Here is a 15,533-nt window from a genome sequence, read left to right as displayed (position 1 = left end):
TGAACAGTAAATAACTTGATTTTGTGCATTCAATCCTTCGCATTTGCTTAATGCATATGGAGGTTTGTTGTGTCAACCATCAGTTTGGTAAAATAATCTTGCAAAATCTGTAAAAAATCAATTTGTAATTAACTATACCTAAAGATAGTTTTTGTTAAAAACCTTATTTCCGAATCGATCCCTTTTTTGAGTCTAGAAGATGATTTTGCTTAATTCGAGTTCTTAAGGTATCTCTCATCTCCACAGATAGCAATAGCAGCTATTATAGTTTTTCATAGGGGTTAGCTCTTAATATCTCCATTTTGCTGCTGTTTACTGTGTTTAACGATTGAAATCAATTTATTCTATTGTGTAATCATTTTTTAACAATTTGCTGGAAAAAATTTACAAAATAAATCTCAAGTTGGCGATTTACAGGATTTTTTTATCTTTTGGTTAGAATTTTTGGATGAGACTGGCTCGTCTAAAAACTCTAACTGATCGCCACTTTGAAAACATAAAACCAAAAAGAGAGTTACGCCGCTTTGCACCGCAACTCTCTTTTTGGTTTTGATCTTACTCGCAATTATCAAGATGTATACATAATCACAATGGGTACAGGAATAGCTTAAAATTACTTTAAAAATGCCTTAAAAAATGAAATCACATTTGTAGACAGCACCTTTCATATGCATCGCCAAGGTACTTAGCCCCTACCCACATTTAAATTCGTGTAGTCAGGCTCTAACGTACTTAATTTGCTTGAAAATTGTTGTCAGACTAATGAGTAGGTTTCAATATCAAGATAGGCAACATATAGCGTTGTCAGTTGTGATAGTGAAATTCTGCCATTTTTAGCACTATCGGCTAATTTAAAGACTTTTTAGGAAAAGAAGATCTATGAGCATTGGATATCTCGCGCTGGTCTTACACGCTCACCTGCCTTACGTCCGCCACCCCGAAAGCGACTACGTACTTGAAGAAGAATGGCTATATGAGGCGATCACCGAGACTTATATTCCCCTCATCAAAGTCTACGAGGGACTTAGGCGAGATGGCATTGATTTCAAGATGACCATGAGCATGACACCGCCGCTTGTCTCAATGCTGCGTGATCCACTTCTGCAAGAACGGTATGACAAGCATCTAGCGATGCTACAGCAATTGGTTGAACTTGAAGTAATTCGCAATGAGCATAATGGTCATGTCAAGTATCTTGCTGAATACTACGTTAAAGAATTTGCAGAAACTCGCGAAACTTGGGAAAAATATGGTGGCGATCTTATAACTGCATTCAAACAGTTCCAAGATACAAATAACCTTGAGATCATCACCTGTGGTGCAACGCATGGCTATCTGCCGCTGATGAAAATGTATCCAGAGGCAGTTTGGGCACAATTAGAAGTCGCCGTTGAACATTACACGCAAGAGTTTGGACGAGCACCTAATGGAATTTGGTTGCCAGAATGTGCGTATTACGATGGGCTAGAGAGATTATTGGCGGATGTAGGATTGCGCTATTTTCTGACTGATGGGCATGGGCTTTTGTATGGTCAGCCCCGACCTCGTTTTGGGACATATGCACCTATTTTTACAGAGACAGGCGTAGCTGCATTTGCCCGTGATCATGAGTCTTCACAGCAAGTATGGTCATCAAAAGTTGGCTACCCTGGTAATGCTGTTTATCGAGAATTTTATAAAGACCTAGGATGGGAGGCAGAGTATGAATATATCAAGCCGTTTATCATGCCTAACGGTCAGCGCAAAAATACAGGTGTCAAGTATCACCGCATTACAGGAAGTGATTTTGGGCTAGATGCAAAGCAGCTTTATGATCCATATTGGGCAAAGGAGAAAGCAGCTGAACATGCGACTAATTTCATGCAAAATCGTGAAAGTCAGATCGGTTATCTGCATGACATGATGGGTCGCCCGCCACTAGTGGTATCTCCTTATGATGCAGAATTGTTTGGGCATTGGTGGTATGAGGGTCCTTGGTTTATTGATTTTCTGATTCGTAAGTCTCATTACGATCAAACCACTTTTGAGATGACGCATCTTGCCGACTATCTACGTGGCAATCCAACTCAACAGGTATCTCGTCCTGCTCAATCTAGTTGGGGCTATAAGGGCTTCCATGAATACTGGCTAAATGAGACGAATGCTTGGGTTTATCAACATCTGCATAAAGGTGCGGAGAGGATGATTCATTTGTCCTATCGTGAGCCTGTTGACGAGCTAGAATGGCGAGCGCTTAATCAAGCAGCGCGTGAGTTGCTTTTAGCGCAGTCCTCTGATTGGGCTTTCATTATGCGCACTGGCACGATGGTTCCCTATGCAATTAGAAGGACGCGATCGCATTTAATGCGATTGGAGAAACTATTTGATGATATTGAGGCTGGCACAATCGATGCTGGCTGGCTAGAAAAAATTGAATATATTGACAATATATTTCCCGATATCAATTACAGAACTTATCGTCCATTGACGGCTGGCTAATTATAGCTATAGTCCCAAAACAGAAAAGAGAGCTGCGGCGCGAAGCGCCGCAGCTCTCTTTTCTGTTTTATATTCTGAAGCTTTTCTTAACCTTTTTTTAATGAAATTTTAGTAGTGTATGTTACCGTTTAAATAATTATATGTTATGGTAGCTATATATAAACAATGTGTAATTTAAGGGATATTTAGTAATGAATACTATTCAAAGAAAGGCTGAAGCCGCTGCAAATCATAAAGCTAGTCTATCAGCTTCAATTAAACGCCGTATGGAAGTTGCTCGTACCAATAATGATGCTGGATTAATAAATGTCCTTGAACAAGAAATGAAGCAACTGGGCTTAAATTAAAAAAGAAGGGCGCGCAGCGCCCTTCTTTTTTAGGTAGCACCGCCAAAGACTTCAATGTTTGCAAATAAGCAAACAGGCGAAGCATGTCCAACGCGAATCACTTGGTTAGGTTCACCTTTACCGCAAAAGGGAGAACCATAAGCTTCGACTGTGTGGCGATCGCCAACTTTAGTAAGACTATTCCAGAATTGATTGGTGATGCCGCGATAGTTAGGATTACGGAGAGTTTTGGTTAATTTGCCATTTTCAATGAGTTTCGCGTATTCACAGCCAAATTGGAACTTGTTGCGATAATCATCAATTGACCATGAGCGATTTGATTCCATATATACGCCGCGTTCGATATCGGCGATCATCTCCTGAAAAGCATATTCTCCCGACTCAAGATTAATATTTGCCATGCGATCGATCGCAGGACGGTTCCATGAGTTGGCTCTGGCATTAGCTACACCTTCAATGCCAGAGCGCACTTGACTCTCAGAACTGCCTAAACCGCGCAATAATTTACCTTCTTTAATTAAATATTCTTTGGTGGCTGGAATCCCAGCATCATCAAAGGCATAACTAGCAAATTCGCCAGCCATTGTGGGGTCGAAGGAGACATTCATTAGCGATGAGCCATACTGCATGTTGCCAAAGTCTTCGAGCTTGATAAAGCTGCCGCCTGCGTAGTTGCGCTCATCGCCTAAGATGCGATCAATTTCTAAGGGATGTCCGATGCTTTCATGGATTTGTAGCAACATTTGATCTGGTGCTAAAACTAGTGCTGTAGTCTCCGTGGGACATTCTACAGCGGTGAGTAATTCAACTGCTTGCTCACCGACAACTTGCGCTCTTTGCAAGATTTCCTCACGATCAAATACTTCCATCCCAATCTGATTGCAACGAGCCAGTTGTCCATTATCCCCACGTTTTTGAATAATTGCACCATCTTGGGCTGTAGCAGCATAGTCCGTAGCGATGGCGAGAAATTTTTGATAAATGTCAGAACCGTTACTGCTGACAAATCTTGTCTCGATTTCAGTAATTACTGCATAGGCACTAGTTTTAACGATTTGATCGGAAACCTTTAAGGTGTCGCAGATTTCGATTAGGAGTTCATTTATTTCTTTTGGGGCGATCGCATCTGATGATTTGAGAAATGGTGAGAAATACTGCCCAATCGCCTTTGGCCTTTGAGCGATCGTAAAGTGATGTACTGCCCACTGTGCTGATGTTTTCGCTTGTTGATAGGCTTTCTGAGCCGTTAATTGAATATTTTTGAGATCAAGATGATTGGTGCTGGCATAGCCAAATTGTCCGTTTGCTAGCACTTCGATCATTACGCCATGGGATTGGCTACGTCCATTTGACTGTGGCTTGCGATCGCGTACATATCGAGTTGTATTAATTTCTTTGACTTCACGCAAGCCGATCCATTCGGCAGATGGTAGATCAATATGAGATAAGGCAGCTTTTAAATCAAATTGCATCAGGAAAATCCATAAAGTAAAAGGGACGCAATGCGTCCCTTTTACTTTATCAATTATTAAGCGGGTGATGGGATTCGAACCCACGACATTCTCCTTGGCAAGGAGATGCTCTACCACTGAGCCACACCCGCATTCAGTGGTCTTCTGCGTTTAGCGCTTTACTAATATGACAAACATTGGGAACAATGTCAACTATTTTTTTTCAAGTATTAAAATAAGGCGGCGCTTTGCGCCGCCTTATTTTAATACTTGAAACCATTTTTGCGAGTGTGGATAGCTGATTCGCCTTCACGGAGGCGCTCACCTGCGTTAATGGTTGCCAAAATTACTGTGTGATCACCTGCATCAAGACTACCTACAACAGTTGCATCAAGATAGGCGATCGCATCGGTTAGATATGGCTGTCCGCTTGGCGCAGTAGCAGTTTCGATACCATCAAAAGGATCGATATCTGGAGCAAAACCCTTGGCAAAATGTCCGATGATTTTGCCCTGTCCCTTTTCGGCAATATTAACCACGACAGGACTACCGATTGTTAAAAAAGACTCAATTGGTCTGCCTTTGGCAACAATTATTGTTGCGGAAGGAGGAGTAAACCCAGACTGCTGTACCCATGAAGCTAGCATGGTGGCAGTTTTGCCATTTTGTTGAGAGGTAACAATGAATAAGCCACTGGGGATCGCGCCAATTGCGGCTCCAAGCTGTTCATCTTGAGGAATGGTAACGGTCATTATTTACTAAAATCAGATAAAGAGTTGTCTTAGCTTAACCTAGCAAATAAAAAGCGGCGCATTGCGCCGCTTTTTATTAAATATAAGCCTAGACGTAAGCAGTCTGGAATCCCCACCAGAGTAAGAATCCGATCGCACTCAAAACAACAACGCTAGAAAGCACAATTGACAAAGGGCTATCAGCATTTTCAAACTTCATGATGCCGCGATTAAAATCTGTCATACAAGCAAATCCTAACTAAATGATTTAGATTGCCTAAGCAAAACAATTTAGTTATAGCTCAACTTTTATAGCGATCGCGCAAAAATAATCAAATCTCTGGGAATCAGCGAGCTTGGATAGTAAATTACCTATGACTGAATGGCTTCGTATTTTTTGGCTACCATCTAAACCCATACAGAAGTTAAAGGAGTTACCTCAAGATGCAGGCGTATATTACATTACGGCTTTATGGATCGTGCTATATGTTGGTAAAGCAAAGAATTTACGCAATCGCTGGAAAACTGCCCATCATCGTTATCAACAATTTAAACTACTCCATCCGTTTGGAAGACTACATTACAAAGTATTGACAACTACTCAGATCCATTCCTACGAAAAAGCTGAGATTGCGAGGTTGCGTCCTGCATGGAATGGCACGGCAAGAGTGACCTTTGGGGATTTACTATGTCTGTTTGTGGCAGTGTGGGGACGAGTAGTCATTTATGTTTTGCTGCTACTTCTTGCGATCACAGCTCTTATCTATTTGCTATCAAATTGAATTCTATGTTAACAACACAAAGATCTTTAAAAAGTCGATTTAGAGCTATTTTTACAAGCATTTTGCTAATTGCACCGCCAAATTTTGCCTGTCACATAAAAGCGCTGACAAACTCCGTAATTAATGACGAGCTGAGAAATCTAGAACTCATAAACGAAATAGATATAACTATAGTCACGATTGCCATCGGTGCATACTGGCATCAAGACTTACAAGAAGTGCGATCGCGAATATTAGGATTGCAGTCCCACAGCAATGCTGATATTCAAGAATTGGTGTTAGCCTATGCGATCGCCTTGGCTTGTCAGAATGAGTTGAAACCGCAATCATTTATTAATCAGGTTTGTCATGATTTTAATAAAAGAAGAGCTCTCAGTCGCGATCTTAAATCTCAACAAAAATGCTTGGAACAATTACAGCTAGCACATGAATTTGTTAATCAAGGTGCAAGCGCGATCACAGCCCATAGTGCAAATGGATTATCCGATGCGATCGCTAGTAGTTTGTATTATTTCCTGAGCACACCTCATAGTTTGCACTTAATCACTGAACGCGCTCAAAGCTGTCCACAATCAAATAATCTTAATAATCTCCAAATCGCACTACAAGCGGTGGCGATCGCCTCGGCATATTTGGGTGAAATTGGAAATATAGCTAATCAGAATCAGGATATCTTGACCAAAGGCGCAATAATAGGCGATCAGCTATGGGCAGAATGGTCTGGAGTTTTTGATGTTAAATTAGATAACTAAGTCGAGAGAAATTGATATATGCCACAGCTAATTGGAATTTTGCTACTGATCGCCTATATATTCGGCGTTATAAAATTTTTGTTAGGTTTTCGTCGTACCGATTTTGAAGGAAATCAGATTGGACTAGCATTGCTCTGGCCAGTCTTATTCGCCATGAATGGCAACTACCGCAAAAATTTCTTTAAAGCACTTAAAGGCTCCTAATGACTTGGTGGAAACGACTCAGAACCAATCCTCTTGCTTGGATTGGTATTGTAATTTTAACGACTTTCTATGGCTTGGCTATATTTGCTAATTTTGTAACCCCCTATGGTGTTAATGAATCGGCTAAAAATGGTGCACTGCTACCACCTACCCAAATTCATTGGCGCGATCGTCAAGGTCAATATATTGGTGCTCATGTCTATCCGACTACTCAGGGCAAAGTCGATATGGAAACAGGCGATCGTGCCTTAATCGTTGACTACACCAAGCCTTCACAGATTCAGATTTTTCATGGCGGACATTTGTTTAGTACCACTAGTAGTGCTCAACTGAATATACTAGGAACAGATGAGCAAGGACGGGATCAATTGACCAGATTACTGTATGGCGGTAGGATTAGTCTCCTAATCGGCTTTATCGGTACAATTATCTCTTATACTGTGGGCTGCCTTGTCGGTGGTATTTCAGGCTATGTTGGCGGATGGCTTGATGTGGTGTTAATGCGTTTTGTTGAGGTTCTGATGTCAGTCCCTTCAATTTATTTGTTAGTAGCATTAACTGCAATTTTGCCAGCTGAAATCAGTAATACTGAGCGATTCGCGTTAATCATTGCGATAATTTCATTTGTATCATGGGCAGGCTTAGCAAGAATTATTCGAGGGCAAGTACTGTCCATCAAAGAACAAACTTTTATTTTGGCAGCTCGTGCTTCAGGAGCAAGCCCATTACGGATCATTGTCAATCATGTCTTACCACAAACAATCACATTTATTATTATCTCTGCAACCCTCGATATCCCCCGATTTATTGTTGTAGAGGCAGTTTTAAGTCTTGTTGGACTAGGTATACAACCTCCTGATCCCTCATGGGGTAATATGCTGTCAGTGTCTACAAATGCCTCGATTGTAATTCTGCAACCTTGGCTAGTATGGGTTCCTGCATTTGCGATCGTATTGACGGTGCTATCATTTAATCTCTTGGGTGATAGTTTGCGCGATGCCCTTGACCCCAAAAACATTAGGCAATAGACTTTTTAAAAAAAATCCCAACAGTCTGAAAATTTGTCGCCAAAATGCTTAGGCAATTAGGTAGTATGAGACTAGGACTTAGGCTATTTTGTATTGTTTGTGAAGGGTTTTTGCTCTTTCGTCGTGTCAATCTGAAAGTTAGCATCAGCAAAATAGGAGTATATTCAGCGTGCAGTACTTAGCGGAACTTCAAATATCGAAAGCAGCTTTTGGATTAGGCGGTAATTCGTCAATCCGTCTATTAGCACGTAATACGGGTGAAAATGTTTGGCAGCCGATTACTAACGAGCAAACATTGCCAATTGACTCGGCTATGGCAAAAGATTTTAAAGATGGTCAGTTAGTAATTGCTGAGGTTACTGGTAGTAACCAAGTGCAAAGTATCCAAGATGCTTCAAAAAAAATTGTCAATATCTTGCAGGCTTTTTCACGATCACAAGATAAATATAAATCTGCCGAAGAAGAAGTCGAGCAGTGGAAGCAATCTCTTAATTTTCAGAGTCAAGAGCTGCATCGGCGTGAGCAAGAGTTAGAACAAAAAGAGCTAGAGCTAGAACATCTTAATGATAGAAAACAAGAAATTGAGGAGTTAGAATCAAAATTTAGCAAAGAGCGTAGTGAAATTGAGGAATTACGCAAGAATATTGAATCAGAACGGGGGCGGTTTGAAGCTAAGGCAGCAGCCTTAACTGTCGATCAGGCTGAGCATATCAAAACGCTGATCAGTCAATTGTCAACTGGGTTTACAAATCCTGATTCTCTTAGAGACAGAATCCATAGTGCTATTGATCTTCTCAACCAGCGTCAAGAAATACTTACAGGATTTTGGCAAAGTTTAGACAGAATAAAAAATGAAGCTGAGAAGCAAAAAAGTAGTCTAAGCAAATCGACAGAAGAACTTAACGCTCGTAAAACTCATTGGCAGCAGACTCAAATTGCACTTGCTGATGCTCAAGCGGAGCTTAAAGCTCAGCGTGGCATCCTAAAGCTACAAGAAAATAATATGGCGATGTCTAGGTTACAACTAGATGCTCAAATTGACCTCTATCAGCAGACATTCAAAGCGATCGAGGAGTTTGGGGGGCCTGGCTGTATGGATGTACTTAGTCCTGAAGAAGAAAGTCGCTTACAGTCAATGTCTATTGAAGAACTAGAATCAACAATTAAGGCATTGCAAGCTGATTTTGATAGGTTAGCCAATTATGTAAGTGCTCAAGAAGATGAGCTAGCTGGGCTAGAAGGCGAAATAGCGGATCTACAGAGTCAGGTTGAAACTGCGGATCAATTTGAGCGTATTGAACTAGAAAGCAATAAGGATTTTGCTGAGGAACAATACAAGGTTCTTGAAGAAAGCGTTATGGGATCACGAGGGGGGATGCAACAGCGCCTTTCTGTACTAAATAAACAAAAGGCGATTCTGGATCGCCGTAAAGGAATTGCGGTTAATTTAAATCCAGTCCAGAATTTATTGCCTTTGTTATCGCAAATTGAAGCTCAAAAGAATCGTCAAGAACAAGAGCTTCGTAAGATGGAAAGCCAAATTGAGACAGTGAGAAACTATACGCAGCAGCAGCAAGATGTTCTTGCAAAGCAAACGCATGAACATCAGCAACAAGAACAATCAATTCGTGCTGCCGAGGCTCAACAGCAAGATCAGGTTAGAGTTGTTGCTGAATTGTTAGGACAAATTAGTGCTAGAGAGCAGCTTTTACGTCCTGTGCAGGATATTGTGGACACGTTACGCCCACAGCTAGAGGCAGCGATTCAGGATCTGGGAGTTATGTCAAATGGTAATAGCTCCGCACAAATTCTCACTGATCTACAATCTGTTATTCAAAGTTTAGTTTCTTCTTAAGAAAACTACTCCAAAAAAGCAAAGCGCCCGCTACGCGGGCGCTTTGCTTTTTTGGAGTAGTTTTTATTCTTCAACTTTAATTGAGAGGATTTTGTCACCACGACGAATTGCTTGCGCAACTTCGGTATCTTCTGTATATCCAAAAGCTGCATATTGACCATCTAAAAATGATGCATCACCAAGAGTGATAAAAAACTGACTAGTGGCACTATTAGGGTCATTAGTGCGTGCCATGGAGAAAACACCTGCTTTGTTGTGCTTAATCACGGGTTTTTTGCCACCAGTTAAGATGTTGCCAATAGTGGCTTCAGTATCACCTTCTGCCCAGATTTCGAGTTTGATGCGATCGCCCGATCCACCAGTACCATTACCAAGAGGATCGCCGCCTTGAATTACAAATCCTGGTTCGACACGATGAAAAGTTAATCCATCATAAAAACCATGCTTGGCTAGGTCTACGAAATTTTTGACAGTGATTGGGGCGTGTTGATCATCAAACTCAGCACGGATAGTTCCCTTAGCGGTCTCGATTACAGCACGGATCATAAGTAGACTTACCTAAAAGTTTTTGAATTTTAAATCAGCTTAAAGTATAGCAACCGCCAAGGCGGTTAAGATGCAAAACCTCAAAAGCTGCGTTAATTCATGAATTACCCACGCTTTTGTTTGTTTTTTATAGTAATGCTCAAATTAGTTCCGTCCTTCTAAACCAAGAATTAGTGATGCGGGGCTTCGCCTCGTAACACTAATTCTTGGTTTTGCAACGTCTATTTTTTTGTGGGAAGGAAATAGGACATAAACCCATAAGAATAATGGCGGCGCTTTGCGCCGCCATTATTCTTATGGGTTTAGAATTTGCATTTCTATAATTAAAAACAGTGGAGTGGGGCTTAGCCCCACTCCACTGTTTTTGACAGAGAAGGAAGTAGTATGATGGAGTGATAGATCGGCTTTGAGGATCACATATAGTTATGGATAGCAATAATTTGCTCAAGCAGTTACTCATGCTTGGAGTTGGCACGACTTCGATGGTGCTAGAAAAAATAAAAGAAGCTAGTGAAGATTGGGTCAAAGATGGCAAAATCGATCCTGAACAGGCTTCAGAGATCCTCAATGATATTGCAAGCCGACTCAAGTCAGAGCAGGGAAATCTGGAAACTTTAATTCAGCGGCAGATTCGTAATGTGATGCAAGATTTGGGTGTACCACGTCAAAATGAAATGGATGAATTGCGTGGACGAATCGATCGCCTAGAGCGTCAGATGCGTGATTTAGAAAATAAGCAGTGGCGCTAATTAATGGAAGCTTCAGGAATTCTGTATTTAGTGGGAACGCCGATCGGTAATTTGGAGGATATGACTTTCAGGGCGATCGCGACGCTGAAACAGGTTGATTTAATTGCGGCGGAGGATACTAGACATACGGGCAAGCTGTTGCATCATTTTGGAATTGAGACTCCGCAGACAAGCTATCACGAACATAATGCTTTTAAGCGTGTCCCCGAACTAGTAGAAAAGTTGTTGCAAGGTATGGCGATCGCCTTAGTCACCGATGCAGGAATGCCAGCGATTTCTGATCCTGGGGTAGAACTGGTGCAGGGTTGTATCGCGGCAGGAATTCGGATTGTCCCGATTCCTGTTGTCACCGCAGGAATTGCTGCTTTGACCGCTTCGGGTTTTGCTACTCAGTATTTTGGGTTTGATGGATTTTTGCCAACTGATAAAAAAGAAAAACGCGATCGCTTAGAGATTTTGCGTTTAGAAACCCGCACGATGATTCTCTATGAATCGCCACATCGTTTATTACGAACTCTCGAAGAACTTGCCGAAAGTTTGGGGAAAGAACGTCAAATCGCGATCGCTAGGGAATTAACCAAATTACATGAGGAATTTTGGCGTGGTTCCATTGAAGATGCGATCGCCTATTTTACGGTACAGGCTCCTAGAGGGGAATTCACGTTGGTTTTAGAAGGTGCGAAAGCTAGTCTAAAGCCAGTTTGGACAGAGGAAGTAATTTTAAAAGAGTTGCAAGATTTGATTAATTCTGGTGTTTCGCGATCAGATGCAAGTCGCCAATTAGCCGAACTAGCCGATTTACCACGCCGCCAAATTTATCAGCTAGCGCTGACTCTACAAGAATAAGCCAAGAAATCAAGTTCTTGGCTAAAAGCTCAAGTCCACTGAAGTGGACTAAAAAAATTTCTCTTTAACCCGTTTCAACGGGTTTTAGCTTTCAGCCCGCACTTGAGTGCAGGGTTTTATTTTCTGCGTCGTAAAAATACTAATAGCTTCTCAAACCCTTCAGGTATTGGGGCAGTATTTTCAATTAATACGCCTGAGACTGGATGGGTAAATGTAAGCCGCCATGCATGTAGCGCCTGACCTGACAGATATTGCGAAGTTTCCTTATTCGGATATCCATAGACAGGATCGCCAGCGATCGCCCAGCCCATATATGCGGAATGAACGCGAATTTGATGGGTACGTCCTGTTTCTAAATCAAACTTAACAAGCGTGTAATTTCCCAAACGTTCCTGAATTTGCCAATGTGTAATCGCTTTTCTGCCATCGGAAATGACTGCCATTTTTTTGCGATCGCTCTTGTGTCGGGCGATCGCAGCGTCAATTATGCCTGATTCACCTTTGGGAACGCCGCGCACAATGCCTAGATATTCCCGTCGTGCCGTTTTTGCTTGAATCTGGGCTTGTAAATCTTGATGAGCGCGATCGCTCTTGGCAACCACCATTACGCCACTGGTATCTTTATCTAAACGATGCACAATTCCTGGGCGCTGAGTTCCATTTATCCCCGAAAGCTCATTGCAATGTGCTAAAAGCGCATTCACTAAAGTTCCATCACTATGTCCCGCCGCAGGATGGACGACTATTCCCGCAGATTTATTGATTACAATTAAATGCTCATCTTCGTACAGAACATCTAAGGGAATTTCTTGGGCAACGATATCGAGGGGCGTTGCATCGGGAGTAATGATTTGAATGCGATCGCCTGCTTTGATTAAATCCTTTTTGTTGTTACAAAGAACGTCATTAACGGTGACATGCCCTTCATCAATTAATGTTTGTATTCGCGAGCGGGATAGTTCGGTGAGGTGATGTGCTAAGAAGCGATCAATTCGCTCAGATTTAATCAAATCTGTCCCGACTTCAATCAAGTTAGTATTATTATTCGCTGTAGGGATGATTTCTAGATTCATATCAAATTTGATTGTACATGTAAAAAGGAAAATCGACCGCGTAGCGGTCGATTTTCCTTTTTTTGTTTTTGATTACGCCAAGTTTATTAATTGATGTTTTGAAAAGCAGCGAAGGGGAGAGCCGCTGCGATCGCTTTAGGAACTGCTCCAGTTAATGTCTTAACTGCCATATCCCATAGCTTCGCAGGTTCGAGATCTGCGCCAATCATTTGCCATATACGCATTAGCTCCTCGGTATGAAGGCGATTATCTTCGGTAAGAGCTAACAAAATGCGGCGGCGGATATATTCGCCATCTTTGGAAGTAAGGAATTTTAATCCCATGCTTGCGGTGGGGATAATGTCAAAATCATTATCGGATTTAGCGATCGCCAATAAATTCTCTAATCTTGCCCATTGGAACTTATCGTCTTTGAAAAGAATTCCAACTAAACGTTGACGCAGACTTTCCGATTCATCAGTAAGCAAACGTCTCGCCACGTAGGGATAGGCAACCTGCACGATTTGAAACTCTGGATTTAGGCTCAGAGCAACACCTTCTTGGGTAATTACAGAGCGAATGATGAGCGCAAACTTGGCGGGTAAACAGAAAGGATAGTCATACATCACTTTCGAGAAGCGATCGGTCACAACTTTAAAGTTGAAGTCTTTTACTTTCTCGGACATGATATCGCCTAGCACTGATTCGAGAGCATTGACAATTGGCTTCATCTCGATGTCAGGTTGCAGGAATCCCAGTCTCACATAGTCCTGACCAAGTTCATCGTAATCCTTATTCAGTAAGTGAACAACTGAGTCAACCAACTGCTCTTTGGTAGTGAGGTCTAATTGATCCATCATGCCAAAATCGATATATGCCATCTTGCCATCGTAGGTGGCGAAGAGATTGCCAGGATGTGGATCAGCGTGGAAAAAGCCAAATTCTAGAAGTTGACGTAAACCAGACATAACACCAATTTTTACGAGATTGTCTGTGTTTAGTCCTGCGGATTTAATCTGGTCGATTTCAGTGAGCTTGATACCATTAATCCATTCAAGTGTCAAAACTCGATGAGTGCTAAATTGACGATAAATCGATGGAACTTTGACATCAGGATCGTTTTTGAAATAACCAGCGAAACGTTCCGCGTTGGTTGCCTCATGGACGTAATCGATTTCTTCAAATAGCTTTAAGCCGAACTCATCGACGATCGCTTCTAAACTATTACCGAGGTTAAGTGGTAATAGTGGTCCCAGCCAGCCTGCAATGCCCCGCATGATATAGAGATCGAGGGTGAGCGTAGGCACTAATGCGGGACGCTGCACCTTGACGGCTACTTCTTCGCCAGTGTAAAGCGTGGCTTTGTAAACCTGTCCTAAACTTGCTGCCGCGACTGCATCTTCAGAGATGTTGCGATAAACTGCATTTACTGGTTTGCCTAGCTCTGACTCAATAATTGCAAAAGCCTGTTCGTTAGAAAACGGTGGTAACTGGTCTTGGAGTTTAGTGAGTTCTTCTAGGAAATCGATCCGCACCAAGTCAGGTCTTGTCGATAGTGCTTGCCCGACTTTGATATAGGTGGGGCCAAGAGCCGTTATAATGCGGCGCAACTGCTCAGCTAGCTTCGGCTGACTGACTGTGTTGCCTGTCAAGACATCCCAGCCAAAGGCGATCGCAAAGCTCAATGCAAAATAAATGATTTTGAAAATACGTGCGATCGCTAACCAAGGACGACGACCGTAATATTCGGCATTGGCTTTTGCGTCGTAGCGATTTAGCTGTTCGAGGGGATGCTGACTCACGCTGATAAATACCTTTTTTATATCCCATTCAACCTACCAGTATACAAAAATACATAATATATTTGTAATAATTTTTAAAGAGTTGCAATAATTGGGGCAAAAATCTATTTTAATTGCTCGGCTTCGGCGAGGATCGGGTTAAGTCCGAACCATGTGCCAAGTTCGTCGAGATACTCAAACACAAAGAGGCTGCGGAGGAGGGTTTGATAGCCTTCTTCACCGACTACTGCTTTTTGGGCTTTGACTTGTTGCAGAAGTTCCCATTCATTGGCGGTGATCGCTCTGACGAGGGAATCGCGTTGGGTGGCGATTACTTCTTCGAGGGTATCGCGATCGATGGGTGGGTCTTGTTTTTGGAGACAACCGTATAGGAGAACGAGGAGGTTGCGGACGTGACCACCACTGACGGTGCAGAGCCGATCGCAAGTTTCTTGATTTTCAAATACTTGGTCGAGATATTGGGCGCGTTCCTCTGAGGGGAGGTCGGGAAAGGCACGGGCGAGAACCATGTCGCGTAATAGGTGGATGCCTTCGGCGTGGAGTTGGTTATCGCGATTTTTGACGCGCACCATTGGTAGGACTTTGGGTGCGCCGCCGAAGCGATCGCTGAGGGGTGCGATCGAGTTAGAGAAGTTGAGGACGAGGGGGGTGGTATAGACGATGTGGCAATGGAATTGACGGAGTTTTTCGCCGCGTGTGACGAAGATATATTCGGCTTGGTTGCGTTCTTTGGTGTTTTCGAGGCGATCGAGGCTATCGACGATCGCGACTATGCCTTTTTGTCCGCGTTCTTGGAGGGCTATGTTGGCGGGTTCGAGGAGTTCTGTTAGAGTCGAGGTGGGGTATTATCCCCAGCCCCTCTCTATTAGATCCGAGCGTGCAACTTTCACTGCACTCGGCTCCCGATATT

General features: G+C 42.4%; 17 protein-coding genes and 1 tRNA gene. 10 read left to right on the top strand and 8 right to left on the bottom strand.

Translation table 11 applies throughout. The features are described from left to right. The first annotated feature begins 879 nt into the window (after positions 1 to 879). Positions 880 to 2,478 (top strand): glycoside hydrolase family 57 protein, encoded by a 1,599-nt coding sequence (locus tag CQ839_RS17495; RefSeq protein ID WP_103669579.1) that lies wholly within the window; start codon positions 880 to 882, stop codon positions 2,476 to 2,478. 191 nt (positions 2,479 to 2,669) lie between these two features. Continuing rightward, positions 2,670 to 2,825, top strand: a complete 156-nt coding sequence (locus CQ839_RS25215) for a hypothetical protein (protein ID WP_181016236.1) — start codon at positions 2,670 to 2,672, stop codon at positions 2,823 to 2,825. A gap of 29 nt (positions 2,826 to 2,854) precedes the next feature. On the opposite strand, the gene CQ839_RS17490 is transcribed toward CQ839_RS25215, so the two are convergent. The 4 genes from CQ839_RS17490 to CQ839_RS25750 all read right to left on the bottom strand — a co-directional run bounded on the left by CQ839_RS17490 (position 2,855) and on the right by CQ839_RS25750 (position 5,251). Beyond that, complete coding sequence (locus tag CQ839_RS17490; protein WP_103669578.1) at positions 2,855 to 4,297, bottom strand: TldD/PmbA family protein; 1,443 nt, start codon at positions 4,295 to 4,297, stop codon at positions 2,855 to 2,857. 59 nt (positions 4,298 to 4,356) lie between these two features. Next, a tRNA-Gly gene (locus tag CQ839_RS17485) sits at positions 4,357 to 4,428 on the bottom strand. Between the two features lie 111 nt (positions 4,429 to 4,539). Then, the gene (locus CQ839_RS17480) at positions 4,540 to 5,028 is read right to left on the bottom strand and encodes a flavin reductase family protein (protein ID WP_103669577.1); all 489 of its coding nucleotides are present in this window, start codon (positions 5,026 to 5,028) and stop codon (positions 4,540 to 4,542) included. 88 nt (positions 5,029 to 5,116) lie between these two features. Continuing rightward, positions 5,117 to 5,251, bottom strand: coding sequence for a hypothetical protein (locus tag CQ839_RS25750; RefSeq protein WP_258040775.1), 135 nt, complete (start codon positions 5,249 to 5,251; stop codon positions 5,117 to 5,119). 130 nt (positions 5,252 to 5,381) lie between these two features. Here CQ839_RS25750 and CQ839_RS17475 point away from each other — a divergent pair, with 130 nt between their 5' ends. The 5 genes from CQ839_RS17475 (at position 5,382) to hmpF (ending at position 9,628) form a co-directional block, all read left to right on the top strand. Then, the gene (locus tag CQ839_RS17475; protein ID WP_103669576.1) at positions 5,382 to 5,789 is read left to right on the top strand and encodes an endonuclease; all 408 of its coding nucleotides are present in this window, start codon (positions 5,382 to 5,384) and stop codon (positions 5,787 to 5,789) included. Positions 5,790 to 5,794: 5 nt separating this feature from the next. Next, a complete protein-coding gene (locus tag CQ839_RS17470; protein ID WP_103669575.1) occupies positions 5,795 to 6,541 on the top strand; it encodes a hypothetical protein in 747 nt (248 codons plus the stop codon). 18 nt (positions 6,542 to 6,559) lie between these two features. Next, entirely contained in the window at positions 6,560 to 6,745 is a 186-nt protein-coding gene (locus tag CQ839_RS17465) for a hypothetical protein (RefSeq protein WP_103669574.1), read from the top strand. Further along, a complete protein-coding gene (locus CQ839_RS17460) occupies positions 6,745 to 7,773 on the top strand; it encodes an ABC transporter permease (RefSeq protein ID WP_103669573.1) in 1,029 nt (342 codons plus the stop codon). The genes CQ839_RS17465 and CQ839_RS17460 overlap by 1 nt, the downstream gene beginning before the upstream one ends. Before the next feature lie 169 nt (positions 7,774 to 7,942). Continuing rightward, positions 7,943 to 9,628 (top strand): pilus motility taxis protein HmpF, encoded by a 1,686-nt coding sequence (gene hmpF / locus CQ839_RS17455; protein ID WP_103669572.1) that lies wholly within the window; start codon positions 7,943 to 7,945, stop codon positions 9,626 to 9,628. 63 nt (positions 9,629 to 9,691) lie between these two features. Here hmpF and CQ839_RS17450 read toward each other — a convergent pair whose 3' ends face one another. Beyond that, the gene (locus CQ839_RS17450; protein WP_103669571.1) at positions 9,692 to 10,174 is read right to left on the bottom strand and encodes a peptidylprolyl isomerase; all 483 of its coding nucleotides are present in this window, start codon (positions 10,172 to 10,174) and stop codon (positions 9,692 to 9,694) included. Positions 10,175 to 10,599: 425 nt separating this feature from the next. Here CQ839_RS17450 and CQ839_RS17445 point away from each other — a divergent pair, with 425 nt between their 5' ends. Both CQ839_RS17445 and rsmI read left to right on the top strand, forming a co-directional pair. Next, positions 10,600 to 10,923 carry a phasin family protein gene (locus CQ839_RS17445; protein WP_103669570.1) on the top strand — a complete coding sequence of 108 codons (324 nt, stop codon included), beginning with the start codon at positions 10,600 to 10,602 and terminating at the stop codon, positions 10,921 to 10,923. 3 nt (positions 10,924 to 10,926) lie between these two features. Next, positions 10,927 to 11,769, top strand: coding sequence for a 16S rRNA (cytidine(1402)-2'-O)-methyltransferase (rsmI, locus tag CQ839_RS17440; protein ID WP_103669569.1), 843 nt, complete (start codon positions 10,927 to 10,929; stop codon positions 11,767 to 11,769). A gap of 116 nt (positions 11,770 to 11,885) precedes the next feature. Here rsmI and CQ839_RS17435 read toward each other — a convergent pair whose 3' ends face one another. The 3 genes from CQ839_RS17435 to CQ839_RS17425 form a co-directional block, all read right to left on the bottom strand. After that, entirely contained in the window at positions 11,886 to 12,842 is a 957-nt protein-coding gene (locus tag CQ839_RS17435; RefSeq protein WP_103669568.1) for an RluA family pseudouridine synthase, read from the bottom strand. Between the two features lie 86 nt (positions 12,843 to 12,928). Beyond that, the gene (locus CQ839_RS17430; RefSeq protein ID WP_103669567.1) at positions 12,929 to 14,623 is read right to left on the bottom strand and encodes an AarF/ABC1/UbiB kinase family protein; all 1,695 of its coding nucleotides are present in this window, start codon (positions 14,621 to 14,623) and stop codon (positions 12,929 to 12,931) included. A gap of 104 nt (positions 14,624 to 14,727) precedes the next feature. Then, complete coding sequence (locus tag CQ839_RS17425; RefSeq protein ID WP_103669566.1) at positions 14,728 to 15,195, bottom strand: hypothetical protein; 468 nt, start codon at positions 15,193 to 15,195, stop codon at positions 14,728 to 14,730. A 96-nt stretch (positions 15,196 to 15,291) separates the two neighbouring features. On the opposite strand from CQ839_RS17425, the gene CQ839_RS25210 reads away from it, so the two are divergent. After that, the gene (locus tag CQ839_RS25210; RefSeq protein WP_181016235.1) at positions 15,292 to 15,453 is read left to right on the top strand and encodes a hypothetical protein; all 162 of its coding nucleotides are present in this window, start codon (positions 15,292 to 15,294) and stop codon (positions 15,451 to 15,453) included. Positions 15,454 to 15,533: the final 80 nt, after the last annotated feature.

It is taken from the genome of Pseudanabaena sp. BC1403 (assembly GCF_002914585.1).
Lineage (GTDB): Bacteria > Cyanobacteriota > Cyanobacteriia > Pseudanabaenales > Pseudanabaenaceae > Pseudanabaena.
This window is presented reverse-complemented; position numbering and strand designations above follow the sequence as displayed.

Excerpts from the sequence above, each read along its gene's own strand:
- CQ839_RS17495 (WP_103669579.1), top strand. The coding sequence starts at position 880 with ATGAGCATTGGATATCTCGCGCTGGTCTTACACGCTCACCTGCCTTAC.
- CQ839_RS25215 (WP_181016236.1), top strand. The coding sequence starts at position 2,670 with ATGAATACTATTCAAAGAAAGGCTGAAGCCGCTGCAAATCATAAAGCT.
- CQ839_RS17490 (WP_103669578.1), bottom strand. The coding sequence starts at position 4,297 with ATGCAATTTGATTTAAAAGCTGCCTTATCTCATATTGATCTACCATCT.
- CQ839_RS17480 (WP_103669577.1), bottom strand. The coding sequence starts at position 5,028 with ATGACCGTTACCATTCCTCAAGATGAACAGCTTGGAGCCGCAATTGGC.
- CQ839_RS25750 (WP_258040775.1), bottom strand. The coding sequence starts at position 5,251 with ATGACAGATTTTAATCGCGGCATCATGAAGTTTGAAAATGCTGATAGC.
- CQ839_RS17475 (WP_103669576.1), top strand. The coding sequence starts at position 5,382 with ATGACTGAATGGCTTCGTATTTTTTGGCTACCATCTAAACCCATACAG.
- CQ839_RS17470 (WP_103669575.1), top strand. The coding sequence starts at position 5,795 with ATGTTAACAACACAAAGATCTTTAAAAAGTCGATTTAGAGCTATTTTT.
- CQ839_RS17465 (WP_103669574.1), top strand. The coding sequence starts at position 6,560 with ATGCCACAGCTAATTGGAATTTTGCTACTGATCGCCTATATATTCGGC.
- CQ839_RS17460 (WP_103669573.1), top strand. The coding sequence starts at position 6,745 with ATGACTTGGTGGAAACGACTCAGAACCAATCCTCTTGCTTGGATTGGT.
- CQ839_RS17450 (WP_103669571.1), bottom strand. The coding sequence starts at position 10,174 with ATGATCCGTGCTGTAATCGAGACCGCTAAGGGAACTATCCGTGCTGAG.
- CQ839_RS17445 (WP_103669570.1), top strand. The coding sequence starts at position 10,600 with ATGGATAGCAATAATTTGCTCAAGCAGTTACTCATGCTTGGAGTTGGC.
- rsmI (WP_103669569.1), top strand. The coding sequence starts at position 10,927 with ATGGAAGCTTCAGGAATTCTGTATTTAGTGGGAACGCCGATCGGTAAT.
- CQ839_RS17435 (WP_103669568.1), bottom strand. The coding sequence starts at position 12,842 with ATGAATCTAGAAATCATCCCTACAGCGAATAATAATACTAACTTGATT.
- CQ839_RS17425 (WP_103669566.1), bottom strand. The coding sequence starts at position 15,195 with ATGGTGCGCGTCAAAAATCGCGATAACCAACTCCACGCCGAAGGCATC.
- CQ839_RS25210 (WP_181016235.1), top strand. The coding sequence starts at position 15,292 with ATGGAATTGACGGAGTTTTTCGCCGCGTGTGACGAAGATATATTCGGC.